Annotated in this window: 25 protein-coding genes; 11 read left to right on the top strand and 14 right to left on the bottom strand. The window is 61.2% G+C overall.

What is annotated here, in order from left to right:
* The first annotated feature begins 99 nt into the window (after window positions 1-99).
* Together GRAN_RS12825 and bshA are read left to right on the top strand one after the other, a co-directional pair.
* On the top strand, window positions 100-1,032 hold the full coding sequence (locus GRAN_RS12825) for a ChbG/HpnK family deacetylase (RefSeq protein ID WP_128913432.1): 933 nt from the start codon (window positions 100-102) through the stop codon (window positions 1,030-1,032).
* A gap of 54 nt (window positions 1,033-1,086) precedes the next feature.
* The gene (bshA, locus tag GRAN_RS12820; RefSeq protein ID WP_128913431.1) at window positions 1,087-2,247 is read left to right on the top strand and encodes an N-acetyl-alpha-D-glucosaminyl L-malate synthase BshA; all 1,161 of its coding nucleotides are present in this window, start codon (window positions 1,087-1,089) and stop codon (window positions 2,245-2,247) included.
* A 153-nt stretch (window positions 2,248-2,400) separates the two neighbouring features.
* On the opposite strand, the gene GRAN_RS12815 is transcribed toward bshA, so the two are convergent.
* Entirely contained in the window at window positions 2,401-3,489 is a 1,089-nt protein-coding gene (locus GRAN_RS12815; protein ID WP_128913430.1) for a threonine aldolase family protein, read from the bottom strand.
* 24 nt (window positions 3,490-3,513) lie between these two features.
* Window positions 3,514-4,761 carry a radical SAM family heme chaperone HemW gene (gene hemW, locus GRAN_RS12810; protein ID WP_241654545.1) on the bottom strand — a complete coding sequence of 416 codons (1,248 nt, stop codon included), beginning with the start codon at window positions 4,759-4,761 and terminating at the stop codon, window positions 3,514-3,516.
* 100 nt (window positions 4,762-4,861) lie between these two features.
* Between hemW and GRAN_RS12805 the strand changes: the two genes are divergently transcribed.
* Both GRAN_RS12805 and GRAN_RS12800 read left to right on the top strand, forming a co-directional pair.
* Complete coding sequence (locus GRAN_RS12805) at window positions 4,862-5,671, top strand: DUF1223 domain-containing protein (protein ID WP_128913429.1); 810 nt, start codon at window positions 4,862-4,864, stop codon at window positions 5,669-5,671.
* Window positions 5,672-5,705: 34 nt separating this feature from the next.
* Window positions 5,706-7,754: an ABC transporter ATP-binding protein gene (locus GRAN_RS12800; protein ID WP_128913428.1), complete on the top strand. Its 2,049-nt coding sequence runs from the start codon at window positions 5,706-5,708 to the stop codon at window positions 7,752-7,754.
* Between the two features lie 11 nt (window positions 7,755-7,765).
* On the opposite strand, the gene GRAN_RS12795 is transcribed toward GRAN_RS12800, so the two are convergent.
* From GRAN_RS12795 to GRAN_RS12780, 4 genes are all read right to left on the bottom strand, one after another.
* Complete coding sequence (locus GRAN_RS12795) at window positions 7,766-8,122, bottom strand: hypothetical protein (RefSeq protein WP_128913427.1); 357 nt, start codon at window positions 8,120-8,122, stop codon at window positions 7,766-7,768.
* A 75-nt stretch (window positions 8,123-8,197) separates the two neighbouring features.
* Window positions 8,198-8,863 (bottom strand): YdeI/OmpD-associated family protein, encoded by a 666-nt coding sequence (locus tag GRAN_RS12790; RefSeq protein WP_128913426.1) that lies wholly within the window; start codon window positions 8,861-8,863, stop codon window positions 8,198-8,200.
* 48 nt (window positions 8,864-8,911) lie between these two features.
* Window positions 8,912-10,510 (bottom strand): ATP-binding protein, encoded by a 1,599-nt coding sequence (locus GRAN_RS12785; protein WP_128913425.1) that lies wholly within the window; start codon window positions 10,508-10,510, stop codon window positions 8,912-8,914.
* Between the two features lie 93 nt (window positions 10,511-10,603).
* The gene (locus tag GRAN_RS12780) at window positions 10,604-11,002 is read right to left on the bottom strand and encodes a response regulator (protein WP_128913424.1); all 399 of its coding nucleotides are present in this window, start codon (window positions 11,000-11,002) and stop codon (window positions 10,604-10,606) included.
* 174 nt (window positions 11,003-11,176) lie between these two features.
* On the opposite strand from GRAN_RS12780, the gene lpxB reads away from it, so the two are divergent.
* From lpxB to GRAN_RS12765, 3 genes are all read left to right on the top strand, one after another.
* On the top strand, window positions 11,177-12,409 hold the full coding sequence (gene lpxB / locus GRAN_RS12775) for a lipid-A-disaccharide synthase (RefSeq protein ID WP_128913423.1): 1,233 nt from the start codon (window positions 11,177-11,179) through the stop codon (window positions 12,407-12,409).
* A 101-nt stretch (window positions 12,410-12,510) separates the two neighbouring features.
* A complete protein-coding gene (locus GRAN_RS12770) occupies window positions 12,511-13,728 on the top strand; it encodes a TIGR03435 family protein (protein WP_128913422.1) in 1,218 nt (405 codons plus the stop codon).
* Between the two features lie 192 nt (window positions 13,729-13,920).
* A complete protein-coding gene (locus GRAN_RS12765; protein ID WP_128913421.1) occupies window positions 13,921-15,927 on the top strand; it encodes a M1 family aminopeptidase in 2,007 nt (668 codons plus the stop codon).
* A gap of 130 nt (window positions 15,928-16,057) precedes the next feature.
* Here the strand turns inward: GRAN_RS12765 and GRAN_RS12760 are convergent, their stop codons facing one another.
* Window positions 16,058-16,579 (bottom strand): DUF4142 domain-containing protein, encoded by a 522-nt coding sequence (locus GRAN_RS12760; RefSeq protein WP_161570957.1) that lies wholly within the window; start codon window positions 16,577-16,579, stop codon window positions 16,058-16,060.
* Window positions 16,580-16,705: 126 nt separating this feature from the next.
* On the opposite strand from GRAN_RS12760, the gene GRAN_RS12755 reads away from it, so the two are divergent.
* Window positions 16,706-17,533 carry a hypothetical protein gene (locus GRAN_RS12755; protein WP_206662759.1) on the top strand — a complete coding sequence of 276 codons (828 nt, stop codon included), beginning with the start codon at window positions 16,706-16,708 and terminating at the stop codon, window positions 17,531-17,533.
* 226 nt (window positions 17,534-17,759) lie between these two features.
* Entirely contained in the window at window positions 17,760-18,506 is a 747-nt protein-coding gene (pyrF, locus tag GRAN_RS12750; protein ID WP_128913419.1) for an orotidine-5'-phosphate decarboxylase, read from the top strand.
* 74 nt (window positions 18,507-18,580) lie between these two features.
* Here pyrF and GRAN_RS12745 read toward each other — a convergent pair whose 3' ends face one another.
* The 5 genes from GRAN_RS12745 to GRAN_RS12725 form a co-directional block, all read right to left on the bottom strand.
* The gene (locus GRAN_RS12745; protein WP_241654544.1) at window positions 18,581-19,399 is read right to left on the bottom strand and encodes a dimethylarginine dimethylaminohydrolase family protein; all 819 of its coding nucleotides are present in this window, start codon (window positions 19,397-19,399) and stop codon (window positions 18,581-18,583) included.
* Between the two features lie 279 nt (window positions 19,400-19,678).
* Window positions 19,679-19,858 (bottom strand): Rcat domain-containing protein, encoded by a 180-nt coding sequence (locus GRAN_RS12740; RefSeq protein ID WP_089839801.1) that lies wholly within the window; start codon window positions 19,856-19,858, stop codon window positions 19,679-19,681.
* 161 nt (window positions 19,859-20,019) lie between these two features.
* Complete coding sequence (locus tag GRAN_RS12735) at window positions 20,020-21,243, bottom strand: hypothetical protein (RefSeq protein ID WP_192898015.1); 1,224 nt, start codon at window positions 21,241-21,243, stop codon at window positions 20,020-20,022.
* Window positions 21,244-21,369: 126 nt separating this feature from the next.
* Window positions 21,370-22,440: a CPBP family glutamic-type intramembrane protease gene (locus GRAN_RS12730; protein ID WP_128913417.1), complete on the bottom strand. Its 1,071-nt coding sequence runs from the start codon at window positions 22,438-22,440 to the stop codon at window positions 21,370-21,372.
* An 81-nt stretch (window positions 22,441-22,521) separates the two neighbouring features.
* Window positions 22,522-23,376 (bottom strand): acetyl-CoA carboxylase carboxyltransferase subunit alpha, encoded by an 855-nt coding sequence (locus GRAN_RS12725; protein WP_128913416.1) that lies wholly within the window; start codon window positions 23,374-23,376, stop codon window positions 22,522-22,524.
* A 315-nt stretch (window positions 23,377-23,691) separates the two neighbouring features.
* Between GRAN_RS12725 and GRAN_RS26185 the strand changes: the two genes are divergently transcribed.
* Together GRAN_RS26185 and GRAN_RS12715 are read left to right on the top strand one after the other, a co-directional pair.
* Window positions 23,692-24,156, top strand: coding sequence for a MarR family transcriptional regulator (locus tag GRAN_RS26185; protein ID WP_128913415.1), 465 nt, complete (start codon window positions 23,692-23,694; stop codon window positions 24,154-24,156).
* A gap of 181 nt (window positions 24,157-24,337) precedes the next feature.
* A complete protein-coding gene (locus tag GRAN_RS12715) occupies window positions 24,338-24,664 on the top strand; it encodes a hypothetical protein (RefSeq protein WP_128913414.1) in 327 nt (108 codons plus the stop codon).
* Window positions 24,665-24,820: 156 nt separating this feature from the next.
* Here the strand turns inward: GRAN_RS12715 and GRAN_RS12710 are convergent, their stop codons facing one another.
* The gene (locus GRAN_RS12710) at window positions 24,821-25,090 is read right to left on the bottom strand and encodes a hypothetical protein (protein ID WP_128913413.1); all 270 of its coding nucleotides are present in this window, start codon (window positions 25,088-25,090) and stop codon (window positions 24,821-24,823) included.
* 14 nt (window positions 25,091-25,104) lie between these two features.
* Window positions 25,105-25,452, bottom strand: a complete 348-nt coding sequence (locus GRAN_RS12705; RefSeq protein ID WP_161570956.1) for a nuclear transport factor 2 family protein — start codon at window positions 25,450-25,452, stop codon at window positions 25,105-25,107.
* Window positions 25,453-25,495 lie beyond the last annotated feature (43 nt).

Below are 25,495 nucleotides of genomic sequence, written 5' to 3'. Positions count from 1 at the left end.
TGCTTAGAGAGTTCTCCTGCGTTATGGACCACCCATCACTATGAAAGGTTTCACCGCCGAAGCGAATCACTGATAAGAGCAGCCTGAAGCCATCACCACATGCCCCCCCGCCTCATCATCAACGCAGACGATTTCGGCCTCACTTCCGGCATCAACCGTGCGATCGCCGAGCTCCACCGGGCCCGCGCTCTCACCTCCGCCACCCTGATGGCCACAGGCCCAGCCTTTATTGAAGCCGTCGCCATCGCAAAAGACAATCCCACTCTTGGTGTAGGATGTCACGTCGTTCTCACCGACGGTATCCCCGTCTCCCATCCCGATGACATCCCAACCCTTCTCGGTGCCGACGGCAAGACCTTCCGTCCCTCCCTCCTCGACTTCGCCCAGGCCATCCTCCGCGGTCGTGTCAATCCTGACGACATCACCCGCGAAACCTTCGCCCAGGTCCAGAAGCTTCAGCGCGCGGGCGTCGACATCACCCATCTCGACACCCACAAGCACTCCCACCTCTTCCCCATCGTCACCCGTTCCCTCCTTCACGTCGCGGAGCGCTGCAACATCGGCGCTATCCGCAACCCCTTCGAGCCGACCTGGGCCTTCGCTCTCGGCCACGGCTCCGCTCTTCGCCGTCTGGAAATTCGCGTGCTTGACCACGCGTTTCGCCGGCGCTTCGACACACACTTGCAGACCACCGTTCCCAATGTCGCCACCACCGACGGCACATCCGCCGTATCCACCACCGGGGATCTCACCAGCGCCACTCTGTCCCAGATCCTCGAGGCCCTTCCGAGCTCCGGAACCTGGGAACTCGTCGTCCACCCCGGTTACAACGACGAGGCCCTTTCCAAGATCGCTACCCGACTACGTAACAGTCGCGACGTTGAACGAGAAGCCCTTCTCACCAACATCCCAAATCTTCAGAAGAATCCTTCCCCACCCGAACTCATCCACTACGGAAGCCTTGGCCCATACAGCCGCATTCGCGAGATCGGCCAGTTCACCCCGGCCTCCGGCTACGAACACGTTCTGTAACGCAGCAGCGAAATAATCACTCACAGCAGCGCCCGCCCTGCGAGGTCTAACACTATGCCCGCCGCAACACCCCGCCGCATCGGCATCACCTGCTACCCCACGTACGGCGGCTCCGGAGTTGTCGCCACCGAACTCGGCATCGAGCTTGCCGCCCGTGGACACGAGGTCCACTTCATCACTTCCTCCCAGCCCTTTCGTCTAACCGGCCGCGAGCAGAACATCCACTTTCACGAAGTCGCCGTCTTCCATTACCCCCTCTTCGAGCACCCACCTTACGACCTGGCTCTCGCCACCCGCATGGCCGAGGTCGCCGAGTTCTACTCACTCGACCTCCTCCATGTCCACTACGCCATTCCCCATTCCGTCTCCGCCTACCTCGCCCGCCAGATGCTCGCCGCCCGCGGCGTTCACCTCCCCTTCGTCACCACCCTCCACGGCACCGACATCACCCTCGTCGGCCTCGATCCCTCCTACCTCCCGATCACAAAATTCGGCATCGAGGAGTCCGACGGCGTCACCAGCATCTCCGCCCATCTCCGCGACCGCACCTACGAAGCCTTCGGCATCCACCAGCACATCGAGGTCATCCGCAACTTCGTCAACTGCGACGTCTACGTCCGCGACCCAGAAAAAGTAGCCCACATGCGCCCCCGCTACGCCGCCGAAAACGAGCGCCTCTTAGTTCACCTCTCCAATTTCCGGCCGGTAAAGCGCGTAGCCGACGTCGTCGAAGTCTTTGCCCGTGTAGCGAAGGAGATCCCCTCCCGCCTCATGCTCATCGGCGACGGCCCCGACCGCTCCATCGCCGAGCACCTCGCGCGCAAGTACGGCGTCCAGGACCGCACCCACTTCCTCGGCAAGCAGGACAACGTCAACGAGCTACTCCCCCTCGCGGACCTGATGCTCATGCCCTCCGAGATGGAGTCCTTTGGCCTCGCCGCCCTCGAAGCCATGGCCTGCCGCGTCCCCGCCATCGCCACCCGCGTAGGAGGAGTCCCCGAGCTCATCGAAGATGGCGTCAACGGCCTCCTATTCTCCGTCGGCGACGTCGAATCCATGGCAGCTGCCGCCATCGCCCTCTTCCAAAACCCCTCACGCCTTGGACAGATGGCTGAAGCAGCCCGCCGAACTGCCCAGAAGCACTTCTGCGCCTCGAGCATCGTCACCCTCTACGAGCAGTTCTACGAAAAAATCATCGCCGAATCCCGCCACTAGAACCAAGCCGCTTCAATCGTCTCCCTAGCCTTGTTTATTTGCCTTCGCAGTTGCCCTTGCCCCTTTTGGTTGTCATTCCCGAAGGGAATCTGCGTTTTCCTTTGCTTTTGGCGGTTGCCTTTGGCGGTCAATGAAACTACGTCCCCAAAAGTCCTACCCCAACCCCTCCAACTCCTCCGCCACCACCCCAGCCGCCCGCTCACAATCCCGCAGCGTCACATCATGGTGCGTCACAAACCGCACCGCGTGCGGCCCAGTCGCACTCGCCAGCACCCCCCGCGCCTTCAGCCTTCCCACAAAAGCCGCGGCATCTCCATTCCCGACAAGCGTAAAGATCACAATATTCGTCTGGACTGCACCAAGATCGATCTCCGCCGACTTGAACCGTGCGACCGTCCCCGCCAGCATCCGTGCATTGGCGTGATCCGCCGTCAGCACCGCCGGCATCTCTTCCAGCGCGATTAGCCCTGCCGCAGCCAGCACCCCGGCCTGCCGCATGCCACCGCCCAGCGCCTTCCGATGCATCCTCGCCTGCTCGATCGCCTCACCCGAGCCCACCAGCATCGACCCCACCGGAGCTCCCAGCCCCTTCGACAGGCAGAACATTACGGTATCGAACCCCTCCGTCAACTCCGCCACTGAGACCCCAAGTGCTGTCGCCGCGTTAAAAACCCGCGCCCCATCCAGGTGTACCGGCAGCCTAGCATCCTTCGCCCCATCCCATATCTCCCGCATTACCTCCACCGGCGTCACCGTCCCGCCCGCCATATTGTGCGAGTTCTCAAGACAGATCAGCCCTGTCTGCGCCCGATAGTAGATCTTCGCCCCAATGGCCGGCTTGATATGCTCCCACGTCAGAATCCCTCGCTCCGCCGCCACCGCCCGCGCCTGGCATCCGGAGAAAGCCGCCATCATCGCCATCTCCCAATCGAGCACGTGCGATCGGGCCTCGCAGATCACCTCCTGCCCATGCTGCGTATGCAGGCGAATCGCGATCTGGTTCCCCATCGACCCCGTCGGCACAAAAAGCGCCGCCTCGCGCCCGAACACCTCCGCCGCCCGCGCTTCCAGCCGGTTGACGGTTGGGTCTTCCCCGTACACGTCGTCCCCCACCTCAGCGGAAGCCATCGCCTCCCGCATCGCGTCCGTTGGCTTCGTGACCGTGTCACTACGTAGATCCACCGGCTGCCTGATCTGACCCTCAACCTGCTTCGTCTCCACCGCTGTTCCCAATCCGTACATCAAGCCTCCCTATGGGCCGACCGCCTAGGCGACCAGTAGCCTGCTGAATACTTCATTGGAGGCAAGCCGCCCACTTGCCGTAAGCCGAACCCTCGAGTCCCGCCGCTCCACCAACCCGGCCTCCTCGACGTCCCGCAAACTGCCAAGCGCCTGATCCATCCTCACCCCACCAAACTCGTTCCGCAGCCAGCCCAGGTCCACCCCCTCATTCAGCCGCAGTCCTAGGAAAAACGACTCCTCAAACGCCTCATCCACCCCGATCCGATCCACCTCAGGACTTCCGGCCCCGAGCACCGTCAGCCCTTGCACCCCGCGCGCCGGAACCCCTGAAGCCATATATCCATCCATGTCATCCGTATTCGCCCAACGAACCGCCACGTCACCACCATCGCCGTCACAAACCAGCATCGAGTGCGCATCCAGCCCAACCCCGAGATAAGGCTGCCGATGCCAGTACTTCAAATTGTGGCGCGAAGCCTGCCCCACCCGTGCAAAGTTCGAAATCTCATACTGCGCCAGCCCCGCAGCTCCCAACTTCTCGCAGGCAGCCAGATACCACTCCGCCGCCACGTCCTCCGAGGGTAGCGCCCCCGCTCCGTACTTCACTCCACCCTCAATCGCCTCCCGCCCGAGCCGCGAGTCCTCATCCACTTCAAGCAGGTAAACACTCACATGCCCCACACCGGTCTCGACTGCCTCCCGCACGGAAAAGTCCCAACTGTCACCCGTCTGGTGCGGAAGACCCGCAATCAGATCGAGACTCAGCCGCTCCACCCCCATCCGCTCCATCCGGGCAATCTCTTCCCGGCACTTCGCCCCCGTATGCAGCCGACCGACCGCAGCCGACTCCGCATCCACAAACGACTGCACCCCGAAGCTGACCCGGTTCACCCCGAGCCGCATAGCTGCCTCGAGTGCAACGTGATCCATCTGCCCAGGCGCGGCCTCGAGCGTCACTTCTGCGTCCGCGTCCACCGAAAACTCTTCATGCAAAACCCGAAACACCTGGGCGAAGTGGTTCGCTTGCAAAAGACTGGGAGTTCCACCGCCAAAGTAAATCGTATCCACTCGCTCCGGCAGCCGCCCGCCAAGCCGATCCACTGCGGCACGCGCGCCCCGCAACTCCGCGCAAAGCCTCTGGATGTAACCCTCTATCCGGCTCTCCGGGAACACGCCGGACGCAAAGTTGCAAAAGCTGCACTTCGCCTTGCAGAAAGGCACGGAGAGGTAGATCCCAACCGCATCATCTCTTCTTTGCACGGAGAAAGTCACAACTTCATTCTTTCATGATGATCGGTAACTAAACGCCGGCGACAGCCTCTAACCCTCAGCGGAGCATTCACAATCCTTCACGCTCAGTCCCTGAGGTACCATGCCCCTCCGTATCTACGCCACCGCCCTTCTTCTCTCGTCCGTTCTCGCCGCCGGCCAATCTTCCCGCACGCCCGTTCTCGTCGAGCTCTTCACATCCGAAGGCTGCTCGAGCTGCCCGCCGGCCGACGCCCTCCTCGCTCGTCTCGAACGCGACCAACCTATTGCCTCCGCCAACGTCATCGTTCTCAGCGAGCACGTCGACTATTGGGACCAGCTCGGCTGGCGAGACCGCTTCTCCTCCCACGCCACCACCGAGCGTCAGAGCCGCTACAGCAATCGCTTCGATCTCCCCGACATCTACACACCGCAGATGGTCGTTGACGGTCAGTCCCAGTTCAATGGCAGCGACCCCCACGCCGCCTCACGGGCCATCGCCCAGGCCGCCGCCCACCCCCGAGCTGTTGCCCTCCGGCTCGAGCCTCTGACCCTCACTGGCAAAATGCTCTCCGCCACCCTTCACGTCTCATCTCCTGCCACCGCAGACGCTGACCTTTACGCTGCGATCGTCGACCCCGAGGACATCACCCAGGTCCGCAATGGGGAGAACGGCGGCAAGACCCTCCGGCACGTCGGAGTCGTCCGCTCCCTCACCCGCATCGGCACCTTGAGAGACCTCAACGGCGGACCAGTTGCCTTCGCCCTCGGCACCACCGGCTTCGGACGGCCCATCCGTCTCGTCGTCTTTGCCCAGAGTCCAAATCAAGGCGTCATCCTAGGGGTCGTCGCCTCGAACCTGCTCACATCGGACCAGAAGAGCCTTGCTCTCGTTCGATCCCATCCCGGAAACATCGGAGGTTCACGAAACTAACCACCTTCGAGAGCATCTAGAATCACAACAGAGCATGGATCTTCAAGACACCCAGAACGACGCCGCCAGGGATTCCGAGTGTACCCAGCCCGCCGCGCTTGCACCCGACGGCCCATCGGCCGAAGCCGTCGAGTCAGGCCCTGAAGGCATCGGAGCGGCCAAAACGGCCGAAGAAAAGTCGGCTGAAGAAGACCCAAAGAGATCCGCACCGCCCGACGACGACGTCGTGGGCAAGGCCTATGACAGCCGCCTCATGCGCCGCCTCGTCACCTACCTTGGGCCCTACAAGCTCCAAACCTCACTCTCAGCCGCCGCCATCATCATCAAGGCCGGCAGCGACGTCCTCGGCCCCTACTTCGTCAAGGTCGCCGTCGACACCTACATGGCCGACACGCCACCAGCCAAGCTCTCCTGGCTCGCCCGCCATCTTCCCCCAACCCCCTTCGGCGGCATCACCGCCCTCAGCCTCCTCTACCTCGCCTCGCTCCTCCTGACCTACGCCCTCGAGTTCCTCCAGACCTACCTCATGCAGTGGACCGGCCAGAAGATCATGTTCGATCTCCGCAGCCAGATCTTCCGCCATATCCAGCGCATGTCTCCCGCCTTCTTCGACAAGAACCCCGTAGGGAAGCTCGTAACCCGCGTCACGTCCGACGTCGACGCCCTCAACGAGATGTTCACCTCAGGCGTCCTCGCCATCTTCGAGGACGTCTTCGTCCTCGCCTTCATCGTCATCATCATGCTCCGCATGAGCTGGCCGCTCGCGCTCCTGACTCTTTCCGTCATCCCGGCCATCCTCTGGGTCACCAAGATCTTCCGCAAGCATGTCCGCGATAGCTACCGCCGCATTCGCCACGCCATCGCCGCTATTAACACCTACATGCAAGAACACGTCAGCGGCATGGCCATCGTCCAGCTCTTCAACCGCGAAGAGTACGCCTACGACGACTTCAAAGCCATTAACCGCCTCCACATGGACGCCTTCAAAGACGCGATCCTCGCCTACGCCTTGTATTATCCAGCCGTCGAACTCCTCAGCGCGATCGCCATCGCCCTGGTCATCTGGCGCGGCGGAGCCAGCGTCCTCCACGGCACCGTCACTCTTGGCGTCCTCATCGCCTTCATGCAATACGCCCAGCGCTTCTTCCGCCCCATCATGGACCTGAGCGAGAAGTACAACATCCTGCAGGCCGCCATGGCCGCCAGCGAACGCGTCTTCAAACTCCTCGACACCGAGCCCGGCATCCTCTCCCCCGCTAACCCGATCCAGGGCGCGAAGACCGGGCCAACCCACGGCCGCATCGAGTTCCGCAACGTCTGGTTCACCTACCAGGACGCTCCGCACGCCGCCCCCGGCGACGCCAGCATCGAATGGATCCTTCGCGGCGTCTCCTTCATCATCGAACCCGACGAAACCGCCGCTATCGTCGGCCATACCGGAGCCGGCAAGACAACCATCACCGGCCTCATGATGCGCTTCTACGACATCCAGCACGGCCAGATCCTCGTCGACGGAGTAGACGTCCGCGACCAGGAACTCCAGTCGCTCCGCAAGCGCTTCGGTGTGGTCCTTCAGGACCCGTTCCTCTTTACCGGAACGATAGCCGACAACATCCGGCTCGGCTCGAAGTGGATCACAGACGAACGCCTCGCGCGCGCCGTCGACGAGGTCAATATAGGCGACTTCATCCGTGCCCTGCCGAAGCAGTTTCAGGAACCCGTTATCGAACGCGGAGCCACCCTCTCCACCGGCCAGAAGCAACTCATCAGCTTTGCCCGAGCTCTTGCCCACGACCCAGGCATCCTCATCCTTGACGAAGCCACCAGTTCCGTGGACACCGAAACAGAGCAGCGCGTCCGCCTCGCCCTCTCCCGCATGATCGCCGGTCGCACCAGCGTCCTGATCGCCCACCGCCTCTCAACGATTCAGCGAGCCGACTCGATCCTCGTCATGCACAAAGGCCAGCTCCGCGAACGCGGCACCCATCAGGAACTGCTAGCTCATCGAGGCCTCTACTACAAGCTCTACGAACTCCAGTACCGCGACCAGGAGATCTCCGCCCCAACCCTCGCCTCAGCCTAGATCGCGGAACGCTACCTCGTTGCCGTACCGCTCTTCGTCTTCCCCCGGGGTCCGGTAGCAGTCCCCGAAGCAGTGGTGTTACCACCATTATTCGTGGTCGTCCCACTTACCGTGGTGGTCCCACCCTTAGGCCCCGTTACCACTCCGGACTCGCTCGTCCCGGTCTTGGTCTTCGCCACGCTTCCGCTGCCCGAAGCAGTGTTTCCCCGAGCCCCCGTAGCCGTGCCCGATCCGCTCACCGTCGCGCCCTTCTGCGTGGCTGACCCCGTCGCCGTGCTTCCGTGTTTGCCCGTAACCGTCTTCTGCGCCCCGGCACTGGAAAGCAAAATGGCAACCACCGCAAGCGATGCAATCACACTGACCTTCATGAAATCTCCTTAGGTGAACTAGGTACTGACCCCTATGACCCCGGATCGGCATCCTCGACGCGTCCCCGTAAGACTTTATTTATCGCCCGCCTTCGTCTCCGCCAGATCCAGCATCTTCCCCAGCCTCTTCTCCCGAGCTTCTGGAGTCTGATAGTAAAACACCGCCATCAACTCTCCCCGCCTTTGTGTTTCGGTCATCTTCTCCCACCCGGCCTTCGCCTTCGGACGTCTTCGCAGAGCCATAGCGATCAGCGGCGGCAGCTCCCGCTCCGCCTCCATCGTAGCCATCAGCCTCTCCGCCATCTGCATCGCGCGGCGCGACCGAGCCTCATCACCCTTTACCCCGAGAAGCCACTTCCCGATCTCACGCCGCGTGTACTCGGTCAGCCTGTCATACCACTCCCGCAACCCCGCCTCCTCATCCAGCAGCTCTGCCAACTCATCTGGCAGTTCCGCTGCCCGCTCCTCCAAATCCGGCCAAAGCGCAAACTCCGCGGCATTCCCGACCCCAATCCCCGCTCCACGCTGCAGTGCCTTATTCACCAAAAGAAAGAAACCGCTTCCCGCGAGCGGAAAGAACGAAGTCCGAAATGCGACCCCATTCACTTCGCCCCTCACGCGCAGCCGAACCATCTCCGGCCAAACCTCACCCGGCACGAATGGCACCCGAACGATAATCCACCCAAGCCCCTGGTCTCCCCGCTCAAGCACCCCCCGAAACCTCTTCCCCGCGTCCTCCATGCCCGTCTCCAGAATCACCCCAGTATAGTAATCCGTAGGGGTCCATACTCAGACCCGCTTCTGATCCGGAATTCGCGGCAGAGAAACCGTAAACACGCTTCCCTTGGGGTTGCTTCGAACCCTGATCCGCCCGTGGTGCCGGGCCGTAATCTCTTCGCATATCCAAAGCCCAAGCCCATTCCCCGCAAACCCCTTCGTCGTAAAGAAGGGCTTGAAGATATCCTTCATCAACTCCGGAAGAATCCCGCCACCCGTATCCGCGACGGTCATCCGGTGTACCTTATCCCCAGTCGTCCAGTCTGTAACCTCCGCGCCTCGAACAACCAGCCGTCCACCCGCCTCGTGCATCGCGTCAATCGCGTTCGAAAGAAGATTCCCAAGGACCTGCCGGATCTCTCCCTCCGCGCACACCAGCGGACGCTCCGCTCGATACCTCGTCTCCACCGTCACCTTGGCATTTCGAATCGGCCCCAAGTACAGCGGGAGGATGCTCTCCACCAGCTCTTGCACATCAATCGAACTGAGCGACATCGCCTGCTTCTGCGAAAGCAGCGTCTGACCGCTGATCGCCGAGACCCTCTTCAGTTCTCGCTCCACCACCGACAGGTACTGCCGAATCTCCCCCAGATCCTCGCTCATCTCCGCCAGGTACAGATAGTTCACTGCGGCTGCCAGCGGATTGTTGATCTCATGCGCGATCGAACTCGCCAGCCGTCCCACTGCCGCCAGCTTCTCTGCTTGGATCAATGCCTCTTCCGCCCTCTGCCGCTCCGACACATCGATTCCGAGGGAGATAATCCCGCACACTCGCCCGTCCACATCCCGCAGCGGCTGGTACACAAAGTCCACATACAGAACCTCAGGATCGTGGCCCGGCGCGCGTTGCAGTCTCAGCCGCCTGCCACCCTCCCGGTGTGCTTTGCCAGTCCGGTAGACCTCGTTCAGAATCTGCAGATACCCCTGCTCCTCCGCCTCGGGAATCGCGTCGATGACTCGCTTCCCCAACACATCCCGCGTTCCGATCATCATCCTGTGCGTCTGATTGACTCTCTGGTACACATGCTCCGGCCCCTCCATGACCGAAATCGTCACCGGTGCCTGCTCGAACAGCGCCAGAAGATCCGCGCGTTCCCGGACCAGCCTAAGCTTCGACAGGACCGCCCCCGTCGTATCTTGAAAGATGCTTAGCACCCCCACAACCTGTCCGTCCTCATGGACCGGCATCAGCAGGTACTCCCAATAGCGGTCGTCCCAGTTTGGACCTTGTCCCAGCGCCATCAGCACGTTGTCGTGCTTCGAAGCATGTCCCGATGCGAAGCAGTCCTCTATCTCTGTCCCCTGTACTTTCCAGGCTTCCCTGAACACATCGCGGTACGAGCACCCCAGCGCCGACCCGCTTCGTTCGCCCAACACTTCGATCGCGGCGTCGTTACAAAAAAGCAAGAGTTCATCTCCCCAGGAAAGACTAGCCGGGAAAGGACAACACAGAACCAGATTCACCTGGGTAAGCAGCGTGTCGGACCAGGACCCAATCGCACCCAGCGACGTCCCCACCCACGCATGCGCACGGATCGCCTCCGCCATCCTGCTCGTACCCGCAACCAAGAGGGCGCGATCAGCCACCGTCGATGAGGCAGTGTGGGACACGAGCAAATCCTACCGCCCGGCGCATCCATCTTGCACAAAAGGAATAACCATTCACATGCCCGCTCTACCAAAGTGGGAAAGCAAGGCCAGGCCTTACTCCGCGGCACTTCCCGGCTGTGGCTCTCCCGCCGACGCAAGCTTCTGCCGGATCAGCCCCACAACCTCTCGCATCGCCACCGGCTTCCGAAGAATCTCATCGGCCCGCAGCCGTACCGTAGCCTGTCCCGGATCCGTAAAGGCGCTCATTAGCAGGGTGATCGCCTTCGGATTGCTTGCGCGCATCGCCTCGATAACGGTCAATCCATCGCCCGGCCCAGGCATTTTCAAATCACTAATCAGCACGTTGAAAGACTCCGCGCGAATGAAAGCCAAACCCTCAGGCACGTTCGACGCAAGTCGCACCTCAAACCCATGCATCTCTAGGATCTTCCCGATTGAGCTGCGCAGGCTCTCCTCATCGTCCACAACTAAAACCTTCGGCTTCAGTTCCATAGCGCCTCAAGGCGAATCGTCGATCAGGCCTGTCTGGGGTGGACGCACTATTAATATCATCGAAGCGCCGCACAAGAATCACTTTTTCGTCAGCCGGAAACGCCGGGCACACCCAGAAAACTCTTGCTCGCCGGGACTTCTTCGATCCAGAATTCCCCAAGCTAAACTACCCAAATCGGCATAACGTCCAATCCGCATATCTTCCTCTCCGCAGGCGAAGCCTCCGGAGACCACTACGGCGCGCAGATCATCAGCGAACTCACCCGCCGCCACCCAGGCGCCACCTTCTTCGGCCTCGGCGGCTCCGAGATGGAAGCCGCCGGCCAGCGCCGCGTCATCCGCGCCGAAGACGTCGCCGTGATGGGCATCACCGAGATCCTCCGCCACATCCCTCACATCTACGCCAGCTACCGCAAGCTCGTCGCCGCCATCAAAGCCGAGCGTCCCGCCGCCGCCATCCTCATCGACTTCCCCGACGTCAACTTCCGCCTCGCCAAACACTGCAAGCGCCTCGGAATCCCGGTCCTCTGGTTCGTCAGCCCCCAGCTCTGGGCCTGGAAGCGTCGACGCCTTCGCTGGGTCCAGCAGCGCGTCGACCGCATGCTCGTCATCTTCCCCTTCGAAGCCCAGTTCTACCGCGCCCGAAACGTAGACGCCGAGTTCGTAGGTCACCCCCTCGCCTCACTCCCGCTTCCCACATCCCCCCGCAGCGAATACGCCTCCCGATACGACCTCGATCCCACGATGCCCTGGATCGCGCTCCTCCCCGGCAGCCGCTGGAAGGAGATCAGGCTGAACCTGCCTGAAATGCTGGACACGGCAGTTCGTCTCCCTGATGGGGCTGAATACCTCTTACCCGTGGCAACCACGATCGATCGCGAACAACTGCAGCACATGGTCACCGATCAACTCGAATCGCGGCATAAGGAAGTCAGGCCTTCCCTATCTCTTCCGACGATCCGCCTCGTCCCCGACGCTCGGGAGGCCCTCCACCACGCCCGCGCCTCCCTAGTGGCCTCAGGCACCGCCACCGTCCAGGCCTTGCTTATAGGAAATCCCTTTGTCGTTGTCTACCGCGTCTCCCCAACTACCTTCGCCCTCGCGAAACTTCTCGTCGCCTATCCCCGCGAGATCCCCGCTCCAAAGGACGATCACGGCAATCTCCCCATCGCTATGGTCAATCTCATCGCCGGCCGGCGCATCGTCCCTGAATTTATCAACCAGCACTTCAACTCAGCCAACGTAGCCCCGGCTCTGACTCTTCTCCTCGCCGACTCTCCGAGGCGCGCTGCCATGCTGGCTGACCTCGCCCAGGCCCGCGCCACGCTCTTACCTCCCGCCAACTCCACCCCCATCGAACGTGTAGCCGACGCTGTCGACCAACTCCTCAACCGCCCATCAAAATAAAGCCTTCCCAACCGCATACGCGCCCGGATCACCAAACGTCTACAGATCGAACCCCGACAAGCACCCGGACCCACAGGAAGATAAGGAACAAGGAGAACGCAATGTCCCCACGTTCCACCCACCCACGACCGGTCCGGCTCGCAACCATAGCCGTCCTGGCAATCGCAGCCCTGTCCGCCGCCCCCGCCATCCACGCGCAGGAAACGCCCGCCCCGGCAGCGATCACCGAAACCCACGCCAAGGGCGACCTCGCCGGAGACTGGCAGGGCATGCTGGACTTTGGCAAACCCACAAAGATCGTCCTCCGCATCACCAAGGCCGAAAAAGGCTGGGCCGGAAAGCTCTTCATCATCCGCGACGACGGAGCCCAGCCCATCAACACCTCCACCATCACCCTCGACGGCTCCGCCTTCAAGCTAACCATCGACGTCATGGGCGCGACCTACGAGGGCACCCTCAGTCCCGACGGCAACACCATCACCGGAACCATGACCGGCGGCCCCAAACCCCAGCCCGTCAACTTCGCCCGTGCCACGAAAGAAACCGCCTGGGAGATCCCACCTCCGCCCGCGCCGCCTAAGCTCATGGCCGCCGACGCCGACCCCGCCTTCGAAGTCGCCACCATCAAGCCTAATCCCTCAGGAGCCTCCCAGATCCAGGGCCTCAACGTCCGCGGACGCAACTTCACCACCCGCAATTCCGCCGTGAGCGACCTCATCTCCTTCGCCTACGACGTCCAGTCCAAGCAGATCGTCGGAGCCCCCGACTGGGTCGACAAGGACCGCTTCGACATCGACGCCGTCCCTGACACTGAAGGCGTCCCCAACCCCAAGCAGCTCAAAACCATGATCAAGAAGCTCCTCGCGGACCGCTTCAAGCTCACCTTCCACATGGAGAAGCGCGAGCTTTCCGCTTACGTCCTCACCGTCGACAAGACCGGACAGAAGCTCACCCCAACCCAGCTCACCGGCCCTCTTCCCGGCCTCGGTTTCCGCCCCGGCGACGGCGGCCTCACCCTCGGCGTCCGCAACGGCACACTCACCGACTTCACCAACTTCCTTCAGACCCTCGTCCTCGACCGTCCCGTCGTCGACAAGACCGGCCTCACCGGCAAGTACGACTTCAGCTTCAAGTTCACCCCAAACGATTCCCAGTTCGCCGGTCACCCACCCCCCATCCCCGCCGCAACCGACACCACCGTAGCCGCTCCCAGCCTCTTCGAGGCCCTCACCCAACAGGTCGGCCTCAAGCTCGACGCCGAAAAAACCCCCGTCGAAGTCATTGCCATTGATCACGTCGAAAAATATTCCGCCAACTAACGAGCCCGAGGGTCCGGCGGCCCAGCCGGACCCTTTGCCTGTCATCAAAACGTCACAATCCCGGTCTCAAGTCCACTTCGACCCCACATGCGTCTAACATCTCGACAAGCGGTTAATGCAGCAGCACGTCCATCATCACTCCCTATGCGTTCTCCTTCTGTGGACAGAAGATTCTCGAGGAATTCCAGACCCATGCGCCTCCCGCAACGCCCAGCCCGCCTCATCGCCGCACTTGCCGTCCTCTGCCTCTCCACCCTCGCCGCCTACGCCGCGCCCGCCCGGCAGCAGATCAACATCACCGCCTACAACATCTCCGCCGACCTAGTCCCGGCCTCGAACCAGCTCACCGCCATCGCCATCGTCACCTTCACCGCCATGGACGACCTCCCCATCGTCTCCTTCGAACTCAACAACGGCCTCGCCCTCACCAAAGTCACCGACGGCCACAACACCCCGCTGCCCTCCGAGCGCCTGTCCACCAACTCCTCCGTCCGCTTCACCCTCGCCACCCCCCTCGCTAAAAACAGCGTCAACACCTGGACCTTCGAGTACACCGGCAAGCTCGTCGGAGCCGACACCAGCCCCGTCGAAGGCATCAAGCTCGCCGCCATCGGCGACCCCATCTCGATCCTTCTTTACCCCGGCCGCTGGTTTCCCATGACCGGTCTCTTCACCGACCGCTTCACCGCCGAGATGCACATCCGCGTCCCCGCCGACGAGTCCGTCGTCGGCAGCGGAAGCGGATTCGCCGCTAAAAAGACCCTCCCCGCCAACCGCGCCGAGTACGCCTTCAACTGGACCAAGCCCGGCTTCCCCGGAACTATCATCGCCGGCAAGTTCCTCGATCCCATCACCGCACCCGGCGTCAACAACATCAAGGTTTGGGTCACCGACAAGCGCAAGCCCGGAGCCGTCCCCTTCGCCCAGCAGGCCGACAAGGAGTTCGAGTTCATGTCCGGCATCTTCGGCCAGCCCGAATCCGGCCGCCTCAACATCGTCGAGCTCCCCGAAGACCTCGGAGCCTCCGCCGCATGGGCGCCCGAGATCATCGCCATCGCCGGCAACCGCATCGTCGACTACCGCAACGCCAGCCGCCTCCTCGCCAACACCCTCGCCCACCAGTGGTGGGGATCGAAGGTCTCCCCCTACACCCTCAACGACGCATGGATCACCAACGGCATGTGCCGCTACGCCGAACTTCTCTTCCTCGAGGACTCCGCCGGCAAAAACTCCTTCCAGACCTCCATCGGCGACCTCTCCGCCGAAGCCCTCGCCTACGACACCGAGCCCCTCACCACCTTGGGCCGCCTCGACCCCTACTCCCCCCAGTTCCAGTCCATGACCCTCGGCAAGGGAGCCATGGTCTTCCACATGCTCCGCTGGGAGCTAGGCGACGACGGCTTCTACAAATTCCTCAAGACCCTCCTCACCCAGTACACCGACAAGGGCATCCGCAGCATCAACGTCCAGAACCTCGCCGAGAACATCGCAGTCGGTGACGCCAAGGACAACCTCGCCCCCTTCTTCGCCCAGTGGCTCGACGGCACCGGAGCCCCGGCCTTCGGTGACAAGTTCTCCGTCTTCCGCCTCGGCAACAACAAGGGTTTCCGCACCATCGGCGCCATCACCCAGGATCTCGACCTCTTCCGCATGCCCGTCGAGCTCCGCATCGAAACCGACGGCAAAACTGAGCTTAAGCGCATCGACGTCAGCGGCAACGACTCCAACTACTCCATCGAGACTTTCGGCCGCCCCCGCAAGATCACCATCGACGCCGATAACTGGCTGCTGAAAAGCACACCCGACCTGACCGTCCGCGTAGCCGTCCTCCGTGGCCAGCAGCTCGTAGCGCAAGGGGACACCACCGCCGCATTAGTTGAGTACCAGAAAGCCCTAGACGCCAACCGCAATAGCTCCCTCGCCAGCTACCGCATCGGCGAGATCTTCTTCAACCAGCGCAACTACCAGTCCGCCGCGAACTCGTTCCGCGACGCCCTCCGCGGAGACGACGAGCCCAAGTGGACCGAAGTCTGGAGCCACGTCCAACTAGGCCGCATCTTCGACGTCACCGGCCAGCGCGACCGCGCCGTCAACGAGTACCGCCTCGCCGTCCAAACCAACGACAACACCCAGGGCGCCGTCAACGAAGCAAGAGCCTCGATGCAAAAGCCCTACAAGCGCGAGACCACCGAAAACTAACGCCCGCAACTATTGCCGTTCTGGTTGTCATTCCCGAAGAGAATCGGCGTCTTCTGCTGCCGTCGCTTATTACCACCCGGCAAATAAAAGGGCCGACCTCAAAAGGTCGGCCCTCGCGACAAGATACAAGCTACTCCCCAGGCATAGCCGGAACATCGATCCCACCCTGCCGGGCGATCCCATCGATCATCACGGTATGTTCCTTGATGACCTTGAGACCCTTCTCTACCGCCGCCTTCACCTCGGGGTTCGTCGTCTTCTGATCCTCATCCATGAAGTCCTTCAGATCGTCGTGATGATCCTTCACCATCGTCTCGACGTAAGCCCGATCGAAGCTGATTCCCGACTTCAGCTTCAGCTCCTGGTACTTAGCCCGTGAGGCGACGGTAGGCCCCGTAGGTTCCTTCACGCCAAGCTTCTTCCCCAACGGCTTCATGCTCTCGATCAACATGGTGTGATCCTTCACCATCTTGCTCGCGAACTCCTTCACATTCGGGTCGCCCGACTTCTCTAACGCAAGCTTCGCCAGGTTGACTTCAAACAGGCTCCCTTGCGCAGCATCGACAAGAAACTTCTTGTCATCCGAAGTCGTATCCTGCGCGAACGCCGCGCCCGACAGACATACTCCAAGACCAACAACCGCGGCCCTCATCCACACAGCTCTCATTGCACCCTCCAGACCATCTCACGTGAAGTCGAGGTCCAGGTCTGTCGTGCGACCCGCTTACGTCCTCTCACTCTCTATCGACTCCAGAGACAGACGCGGAGTTGCCTTCCCATGAAAACAAAGGCTTTCTGTCGGCAGACCTTCCGTCACAAATCGTCAAAGCCCACGCCGATCTGCCGAAACCCATGCCACACTAAGGGGCCGGGCAAGCCACCCGGCAAAGCCCAACACCCAGGGAAGACCCATCCGATGGATCAAGCCGTCTCGCTCCCGCTCCTCCTCTTCTTCGGCCTGACCGTCCTCCTCACCCTGTTCTTCCTCGCCAAAGCCACCCAGTCCAAAGTCGTCATCCTCGGGTCAATCGGCTGGATCCTCCTCCAATCCGCCGTGAGCCTCTCCGGCTTCTACTTGAACATCTCCACACTCCCACCACACTTCGCCCTGGCCCTCTTCCCACCCCTCGCCTTCGTGCTCGGCATCCTCTTCTTTCCCGCCGGCAAGCGCCTCGCCGACAACATGAAGCTCGACTGGACCATCCTCCTCCACACCGTCCGCATCCCCGTCGAGATCACTCTTTTTTATCTCTTCCTCGCCCACCAGGTCCCCGCCCTCATGACCTTCGAAGCCGGCAACATCGACATCCTCGCCGGCCTCACCGCACCCATCATCTGGTGGGCCCGCCGCAAAGGAAAGCTCAACAACAAGCTCTTCCTCACCTGGAACGCCTTTTGCCTCGTCACCCTCGCCAACGTCGTAGCCCGCGCCCTACTCTCGGCCCCCTTTCGCTTCCAGCGCATAGCCTTCGACCAGCCCACCGTAGCCGTCCTCTACTTCCCTTTCGTCCTCCTCCCCGCCTTCATCGTCCCCGCCGTCCTCTTCTGCCACCTCGCGACCCTCCGCACCCTCCTCGTTCCCACTCCCGCCTCATCTGCGCGGTAATCCTGTGTCGCCCCCTCTCGCATCCCGCACGGCCTCGCCCCTCAATCTCGACTGAACCGCTCGTCGGAAGGGCCGTCTCGCCTAAGGCTACGGCTTCAGCCGCGCCACAGACAGCCAGGGAGCAGCGCGGCTTTAGCCGCTGAGGTACGGCCTTCTTCTCCAGCCCTGAAGCACCACCACACCGAACACACCCGGTATCATCATCAAGACCCCATCGGAGGCCTACATGATCGCCGCTCCCCAGCCAACTCACGCCGCAGCCGTCACCGCCCCAAACGCCGCCGACCGCCTTGCCGTAGCACTCGACTTCCCCACCGCTGCCCAGGCCATCGCCTTCGTCGACTCGCTCGAAGGCTCCTGCCGCTGGATGAAGGTCGGCCTCGAACTCTACTGCGCCGCCGGTAACTCGCTCATCGAAACTCTCCGCAACCGCGGCATGAACGTCTTTCTCGACCTCAAACTCCATGACATCCCCAACACCGTCGCCGGGGCGATCCGCACCGTCACCTCCGCCGGAGCCTCTCTCCTCACCGTCCACGCCGCCGGTGGCGAAGCCATGCTCCGCGCCGCCGCCGAGGCAGCCGCAGAAAACGTCAACAGCCCCCGCCTCCTCGCCGTCACCGTCCTCACCAGCATGGACACCTCCCAGCTCACCGGCATCGGCATCCACGACACCCCCGCCACCCAGGTCCTCCGCCTCGCTCATCTCGCCACCGCCTGCGGCGTTGATGGCCTCGTCTGCTCAGCCGAGGAGGTCGCCCCTATCCGTCAGACTCTCGGCGCAATACCTTACCTCGTCGTCCCGGGAATCCGCCCTACGGGTTCCCCGACCGGCGACCAGCGACGCATAGCCACCCCCGCCGAAGCCATCCAAAGCGGAGCCTCAATGCTCGTCGTAGGCCGCCCCATTACCCAGTCTCAGAACCCGGCCGAGACTGCCCGCGTTATCCTCGCCGAGATCGCCTCGGTCTGAGCAACCCTAGAAAACCCGTCAAGACGAATAAAAGAAATCGAATGCTGCATAGGGGGAGTGGGGCGCCCCCTCGATCATGCAGCGATCGAATGCGTAACCCCGGTATCACTCAAACGAAGCGCAAGTGACTTCGCTGAAGCTCCGCCCCGGACGAACTCCGACAAGGTAAGCTCGGTGACTTCAAATCCAGACATTCCAAGGCGTTGCGCGAGATTCGACTTCACCGACCCCATGAAGATTGACCGTCCAACGTTTAGGACATTGCACCCGAATTGAATCGCCTCTGCCTCACTGACCGCGATCCTCTTCTCCGCTGGATAAGCCTCCTCGATCCTTGCCAGCGAAGGAGCATCGAACGCAGCCGGAAAGTAAAGCAGAAACCCGCCGGAGAGCGGAGCGAAGCAGGTATCGAGGTGGTAGAACCGCGGATCGACAAGATGCAATGAGGTCACAGGAGCATGCCACGCATCCGCCACATGCCGATGGCTCTGCAGGCACGTCCGCGATCCATGACCAGCCCAGAGCCGTCGTCCCTGATCATCAAACAAAACATCCCCCTCTCCCTCGAACGCCGTCTCTCTCGGAGTCTCCCAGACGAGGAACCCATGCGCACGCATCCACTCCCGCAGGTGCTTCTCCTCCGCCTGCCGCTCCCGATGCGCAAAGCTCGAAACGGCCGCGATGCCGTGCTGAACAACCGCAGTATGCGCGACGAATACCATGTCTGGGGCACCTTGACGAGCCTGTAAAAGCCTCACATCCGCAACCGTCTGCAGGCTCTGGTAGAGACTCTTCCACTGGTGAAACGCCGTATCCCGCGAGGGACGGTGTAGATTTCCGGCCATCCATGGATTAATCACGTAGTCGACGTCGTACCACTGGGGAGGACACATCAAGTACGTCGGACGGGTAAAGCTGGGAGAGGGAGTGAATTCGTTTGAAGCTGTTTTTTCAACGAGTGTCTGAAGCTTGATTGTGCTGCTAAGCATAAAACGGGTACCTGCCTTCGATATGGAGTCTGCCCACCCGAAGACACGATCGTCAAGTCGTTTGGATAGATTTTCATCGATGTCCCGTTCCGAGGTACCGTCCACCTTTGTGGCATGGCGCAAACGCAGAAAAGGCCCGTCACCGGGCCTCATCCAATCACTAAACGTCTCGAACTAAAACGCTTAGAGCTTCTCGAAGAAGTCGCACGCCGAGCACGAAATATACACACCACCCGGAATGCTGCGTTCACGATCCTTGACGCGCTTGACAATACGTGTGGGCTTGGAGCACTTCGGACAATCCGTGCTCTTGTTGGTATCCATAACCTTTTTACGGTCGCCGGTCTTGGCAATCTTCGCCATCGTGTAACTCTCCCTGAATCAAATCTGTGTCCGTTTTGCGCCTGCCATGCGACTTCCGCATGCAAAGCGAATGCGCACGAAGCAGCCCGGCTAGCGAAGCTCGAGGGCTTGCGGTCACGCAACACCTAGTTTACACCAGCAGAGGCCTCAGAGCTCCGGACCTACGGCGTAACCTGCCCAAGCAACTGCGGTTCGGATGCTGTGCCACCACGCCCGACCGGAGTAGGAGCGGCTGAGCCAGGACCAACCTGCGTCGGACCCATGGGAGCGGAGCCCATCGGGGTCGGTGCGGACGAACCCATCGGAGCTGACCCCATCTCCCCCGAATCTCCACGCGGTGTGGCAGGGATCGGCTGCGGTTTCTCATCCGGGAACTGCACTTTACCCTGCGCGTTCGCCGGAGCAGCCTCGCCTTCTTTCCGGAGCGTAGGCGGAGCCTGGTGGATGTGCGCCCGTTCCTCGCCAGGCTGTGCATCCGCCATCACGACCTCATGCGTCGCGTCCGGCGGCTGGAACCCCGACATCTCGTCCTTGTCGTGAATCTCGATCGGCTTTCCCATCGCCGCGATCTTCACCTGGGTGACACGGTCTCCGGTAAACCGCACAAACTTGATCGTCTTCGGCACCTCGCCGTAGATCCACTCCTCGTATCGAGCCTGCGACGGATCATCCCCGCTATGCTCACGGACCTTGCTCTCTGGAGCGCCCAGGGCGGCCAGCACCATACGGTGATCCATGCCAACCAGCACGTCGTGCTGCGCGATGGCTTTCTTGACCGGACTCGGAAGAGTGTCCGCATAGGCCTGCACGCTCGACTTCACCCCGAAATCGATCACGGGCGAGAGCAGAGCCTTCACCTCGGGTGCCGTGATCTCCGGAATGCCGCCCTCGAATGCAAGCGTCACACGCGAACCCGTCGCCTGCTGCTGATTCTGCGCAACGTTGTTGTCGTTAAACTGGATATGGCTCAGGAAGCGATGCTTCGCATACGGGCCGCCATTGAGATCAATGATGAGCCGATCGCCTTTGATCTCGAGCGCGGTGATCACGACCCGATCGCCCGGCGCGACCGATTCACCCTTGGTGTAGATCATCTTCTTGTACTCGGCCGTCGTCTGCTGCAGCGGGCCGTTCGCCATGAGCGTCAGCCCTTTACCGAGCGGAAGTGCCCGATGGGCAAACCCTTGCTCCGCATTGAGATCCCGTACTAGGCCCCTGCGCCCGCGCTCGCTCAACCTCTCCGATGGAAGCGCAAGATCGGTGGGAGTGAAGTCGGTCGGAAGATCATCCGTCGCGGTCTTCTCCCCAACCACGAACACCTGTGAATGCCCAAAAGCAGGAATGGAGAAAACAGCCGCCAGAAGAAGAACCCTGGGAACCCACATGGCCGAGACCTCTTGTACAAAGTACCTAAATCGAACCGGTGAAGAAATGCTGCGCTTTTTCTACCCTTTTGACAAGGACCTTTGTCGGGATTTGACGATCTGATGACAACTCGACCCGAAACGGTTTCAGTGCAGACGATCCGGCATCGGTGGAGGAGGTGCCGGAGTGTCGGGCCTGGGAGCCGAGATGCCCTGAGGCGCAGATGGAAGGATCTGCACGAGCGCCGGAGCTTTCTTCACCGTCGCCTGTTCCATCGCGGTATGGGCCGCTGGAGGGGCAACGACCACTTCGTATCCTCCGGCCACGATCGGCGCGTGAGTGTACTCCCATGCAAAGTCGCGGGTCGCCCTGACGAGAACCACGATCGCTCCGATCATGACCACGAGCGAAAAGAGCGCGGCACTCGGCCCGAAATCTCCACCTGTAAGCCAGTCGGGGCCAAGGGTGCTTCCCCGAACCATCGAAGCGAGGTCCGAGACGCCAGCGATCGGCAGACCGAACAGCACGCCAAGGCTTGCCGTCAGGGCAAAGTGCAGTCCCCACGGAAGCCAGATGCCGCGCGTCCTTAGCCAGCCGAGCGAAAGCAGGAGGGTCATAAGCATCGCCGCGAGAACCCCTGCTCGTGGGGCGTATGGGTTGCGCCAGACCGCGAATCCTGAGCCGAGCATCATGAGGATGACGGCGGGCGTTGCCCCGACCGCTCCGATCAGGCAGCGGAACGGGTATCCCCGGAAGGTGATCTCATGGGCGAGAGAGGCCACCCAAAGCATGCCGAGCGTCAGGATCGTCGCGATCAGACTGCGGCCCGTCCACTCGATCTGCGCATGCAAGCGCGCGGAAAGAATCAGCGGAAGCAGAGCCACTATGACTGTGGCCCATGCTACGGCTGCTCCGATCGCCCACTCCCGATACGAGGTGAGCCGCACGGGGAGCGCGATCAAGACACCAAGCGGCACGGCCTGCCGAGCAATCGTCTCGAGCGCTACAAAGCCGAGGACGAGCAGGAACAGGTGGAAGATCACTTCCAGCAGGGGTTCACCGAGGCCAAGCCGGAAGCGGACCGAGAACCCATTCGCGGCTCGTGACGCGAGCGCGTCCGACCCGTAATACCACGCTGCGAACCCGGCAAAGAGAAGCAGTTGCGGTAGACGACGCAGGCGGGACGACGCGATATCTGGAGTAATAAACAACGACAAAGAAGGAAGTCTCCGGGACGCCGAACGCCCGTTCACGGCATGCAACATTCACAAGACGAGGACGGGCGAACCGCCCTCATTCTAGGAAGACGTATAAAACTGAGCTATCTTTCTGAACTTCTCGTAACGCTGTTCCAGCAACAGATTCACAGGCATCGAGCGGATCTCGTCCAAATGCGCCATAAGCCTCGTGTCGAGCATGCCCATGGCCGCCGGAAAGTCCTTCTGCGTTCCTCCCGTCGGCTCGGGAACCACGTCGTCCACACATCCCAGTCGCTTCACATCAAACGACGTGTACTTCAGCGCCGCAGCCGCCTGCTGCTTCTTGCTCGAATCCTTCCACATGATCGACGCGCAACCCTCGGGCGAGATCACCGAGTAGATTGCATTTTCAAGCATCAGCACACGGTCTGCCACCGCAAGCGCAAGAGCCCCGCCCGATCCGCCTTCTCCCGTGATCGTGGCGATCGTAGGAACTCGCAAACGTGACATCTCGATCAAATTCCGTGCGATCGCCTCTCCTTGGCCGCGCTCCTCTGCTCCAATCCCCGGGTATGCTCCCGCGAGATCAAGAAAGGTAAAGATGGGCCGCCCAAACTTCTCCGCGATCTTCATTGCGCGCAGCGCCTTGCGATAGCCTTCCGGTTCTGGACTCCCGAACTTCCGGCTCACCCGCTCCTTGAGCGTGCGGCCCTTCAGGTTGCCGATCACCATCACAGCTTCCCCGTGAAAACGCGCCATGCCGCACATCATCGCCGGATCGTCGCCAAAGGCACGATCGCCGTGGAGCTCGCTCAGGTCGGTGAACAGTGCTTCGATGAAGTCCATGGGATAGGGGCGTTGCGGGTCCCGTGCGAGCTCCGTCCGAATCCACGCCTCGGGAACCGGTGCGGCAGGGGGAGTGTGCGTTACGCGTGTCGCTTCGTGTTCTGCCATCGTTGGTCTCTACCGTTTTGATTGTATGTCAGCGCGAGCCTGATATTCGCCCGTCAGGGCACGCGAAAATGTGCTTGCCCTCGCAACTTGCCGAAACAAGGCCAAACAAATGGCTTATTGAGGTGCCCCGGGAACGAAGAGCCTGATCCCAAACTCTTATTGAGCCTTGTGTGGACCGCGTCCGCCGGTGGCTGCAAAGGAGACCTGCGAATCAGTAGGAGGGAGAGCCCAAAGAGGGTTCTCATGACGCGAGACCTGATCCGAATAATACAGTTTACCTGCACAGATTAGCTGTATAAATGGTACGCTCGCCATATGAGAAAGGTGGCTCTAGTCCCGGAATCCCAGTTCGCGTCTGATCTAGCGACGGAGATTCGGACCACACTGGGCAAACTGAAACGTCGGATGCGCGAGCAGGGCGGGCGAGATGATCTAACGCCATCTCAGATCTCGGTCCTGCTTCGCCTTGAAAAGGAGGGCGCTGTGACAGTGTCAGGTCTGGCCCGCGCCGAGGGAATGCGACCCCAATCGATGAGCTCCATCGTTACCCCCCTGCAGAATGCAGGCTTGGTAAGCAGTTCCTCCGACCCGAAAGATGGTCGCCAGACCCTGATGTCGCTCAGTAAGAAGTGCGAAAAGTTACTTCGGGAAAGCCGCGCCGCAAAGCAGGATTGGCTCACCACCGCAATTCTCGAGAAGCTCTCAGCCCTGGAGAGGCAGAAGCTGTCGGCAGCCCTCGGTCTCCTCAACCGAATCACCGACGATAAGCCGCTTTCGTGAAGCTATGCCTGCCGGTGGACTGCCTCCGCATCGAAGAAGTGCCGGTTGCCAATCATAACCGTCGGCCATAAAAAGGGGTTTCGTGGACCCGTGGTTACCTTGGGGAGATTGTCATCGAGTTCTTTCCGCATTGTCATCGTTGCGCGGCTACTGATCTATAAGCGAAAGGAACTCTAATCAAGTGAACTGGCTTCATTTTGTCTCGTACTTCTTCGGTGGGATTTTCTTCGCAAACGCCGTCCCGCATTTTGTGAGCGGCACCATGGGACAGCCGTTCCAGAGCCCGTTCGCAAAACCGCCAGGAGAGGGACTCTCATCCTCAACCATCAACGCTCTATGGGGATTGTTCAACGCGGTCATCGGTTACGTGCTCGTACTGAGGGTCGGGAGCTTTGATGTGCGATCGACGAGCAACGTCCTCGCTGTGGCAGCAGGAGTGATGTTGATCAGTCTCTTTTCCGCTCGGCACTTCGGACAGTTTCATGGCGGCAACACTCCCGGAAGTTGAAAAGTCTATGAAAAGGACTGTCCCGCCATAAGTATCAGCCAGGAACACGGCAACTAGCTTGGTGCAGCGGCGCGAAGTTCTGGAGCCGCTGTTGGTCTGAAGGTGTGCAAGAGTTCGATTGCCACCGCGTTCCGTATGTTGACTGACAACTCTGCTTTACTTCAGCAAGAGAGAATCGACGAGCAGCGCCGCGGCAACAAGCACCACCACATAAACGGCGAGCCGTAGTCTCCGGGCCAGCGCATGCAGTCTCGCACCGTCGGCCGCGCGGCGAAGCCGCTCTGTTCCGCTCGCGCGCAGTTCCATCTCTGTATGGACAATCTTCATCGGGCCAAAGCCTCGTGCGCCGAAAGGACGACACCATGAAGATGCAACACGCTCCATGAGGAAGGCATAAAGAACGCTCACTGCCCGCACGAAATCCATGAGAAGGTTCCTGGCTAGGGAACGACTGTTCCTTGATGAAAGACAATCTCCCACCGCCCTTCGCGCTTCATCCAGATCGACGAGCGAAGCGAGTGAACATCCGCCAGGCCCTCCTGAACGCGAGTCGCGCGGTAAGTCACAAGCACCGCGTCCTTGGAAATTGCTTTCACACGAAACTCCGAGAGCGAGATTCGTCGTTCCAATTCGTGCTGCAGCTCCGACATAATCTGTGCTTTGCTGAAGACACGCCCCGAACTCCCGAACTCACGGAATCCATCGGCGAGCACCTCCGAAAGCCGCGTTATGTTCCTCCGGACAGCAGGCTCGAAGAGCTCTTCTTCGAGCGCGCGGAGAGTATTCACGACCTTTTCCTTAACCTCTGAACTCCGCAGCAGAATCGCCTCG

The sequence above is a fragment of the Granulicella sibirica genome (assembly GCF_004115155.1).
Lineage (GTDB): Bacteria > Acidobacteriota > Terriglobia > Terriglobales > Acidobacteriaceae > Edaphobacter > Edaphobacter sibiricus.
This window is presented reverse-complemented; position numbering and strand designations above follow the sequence as displayed.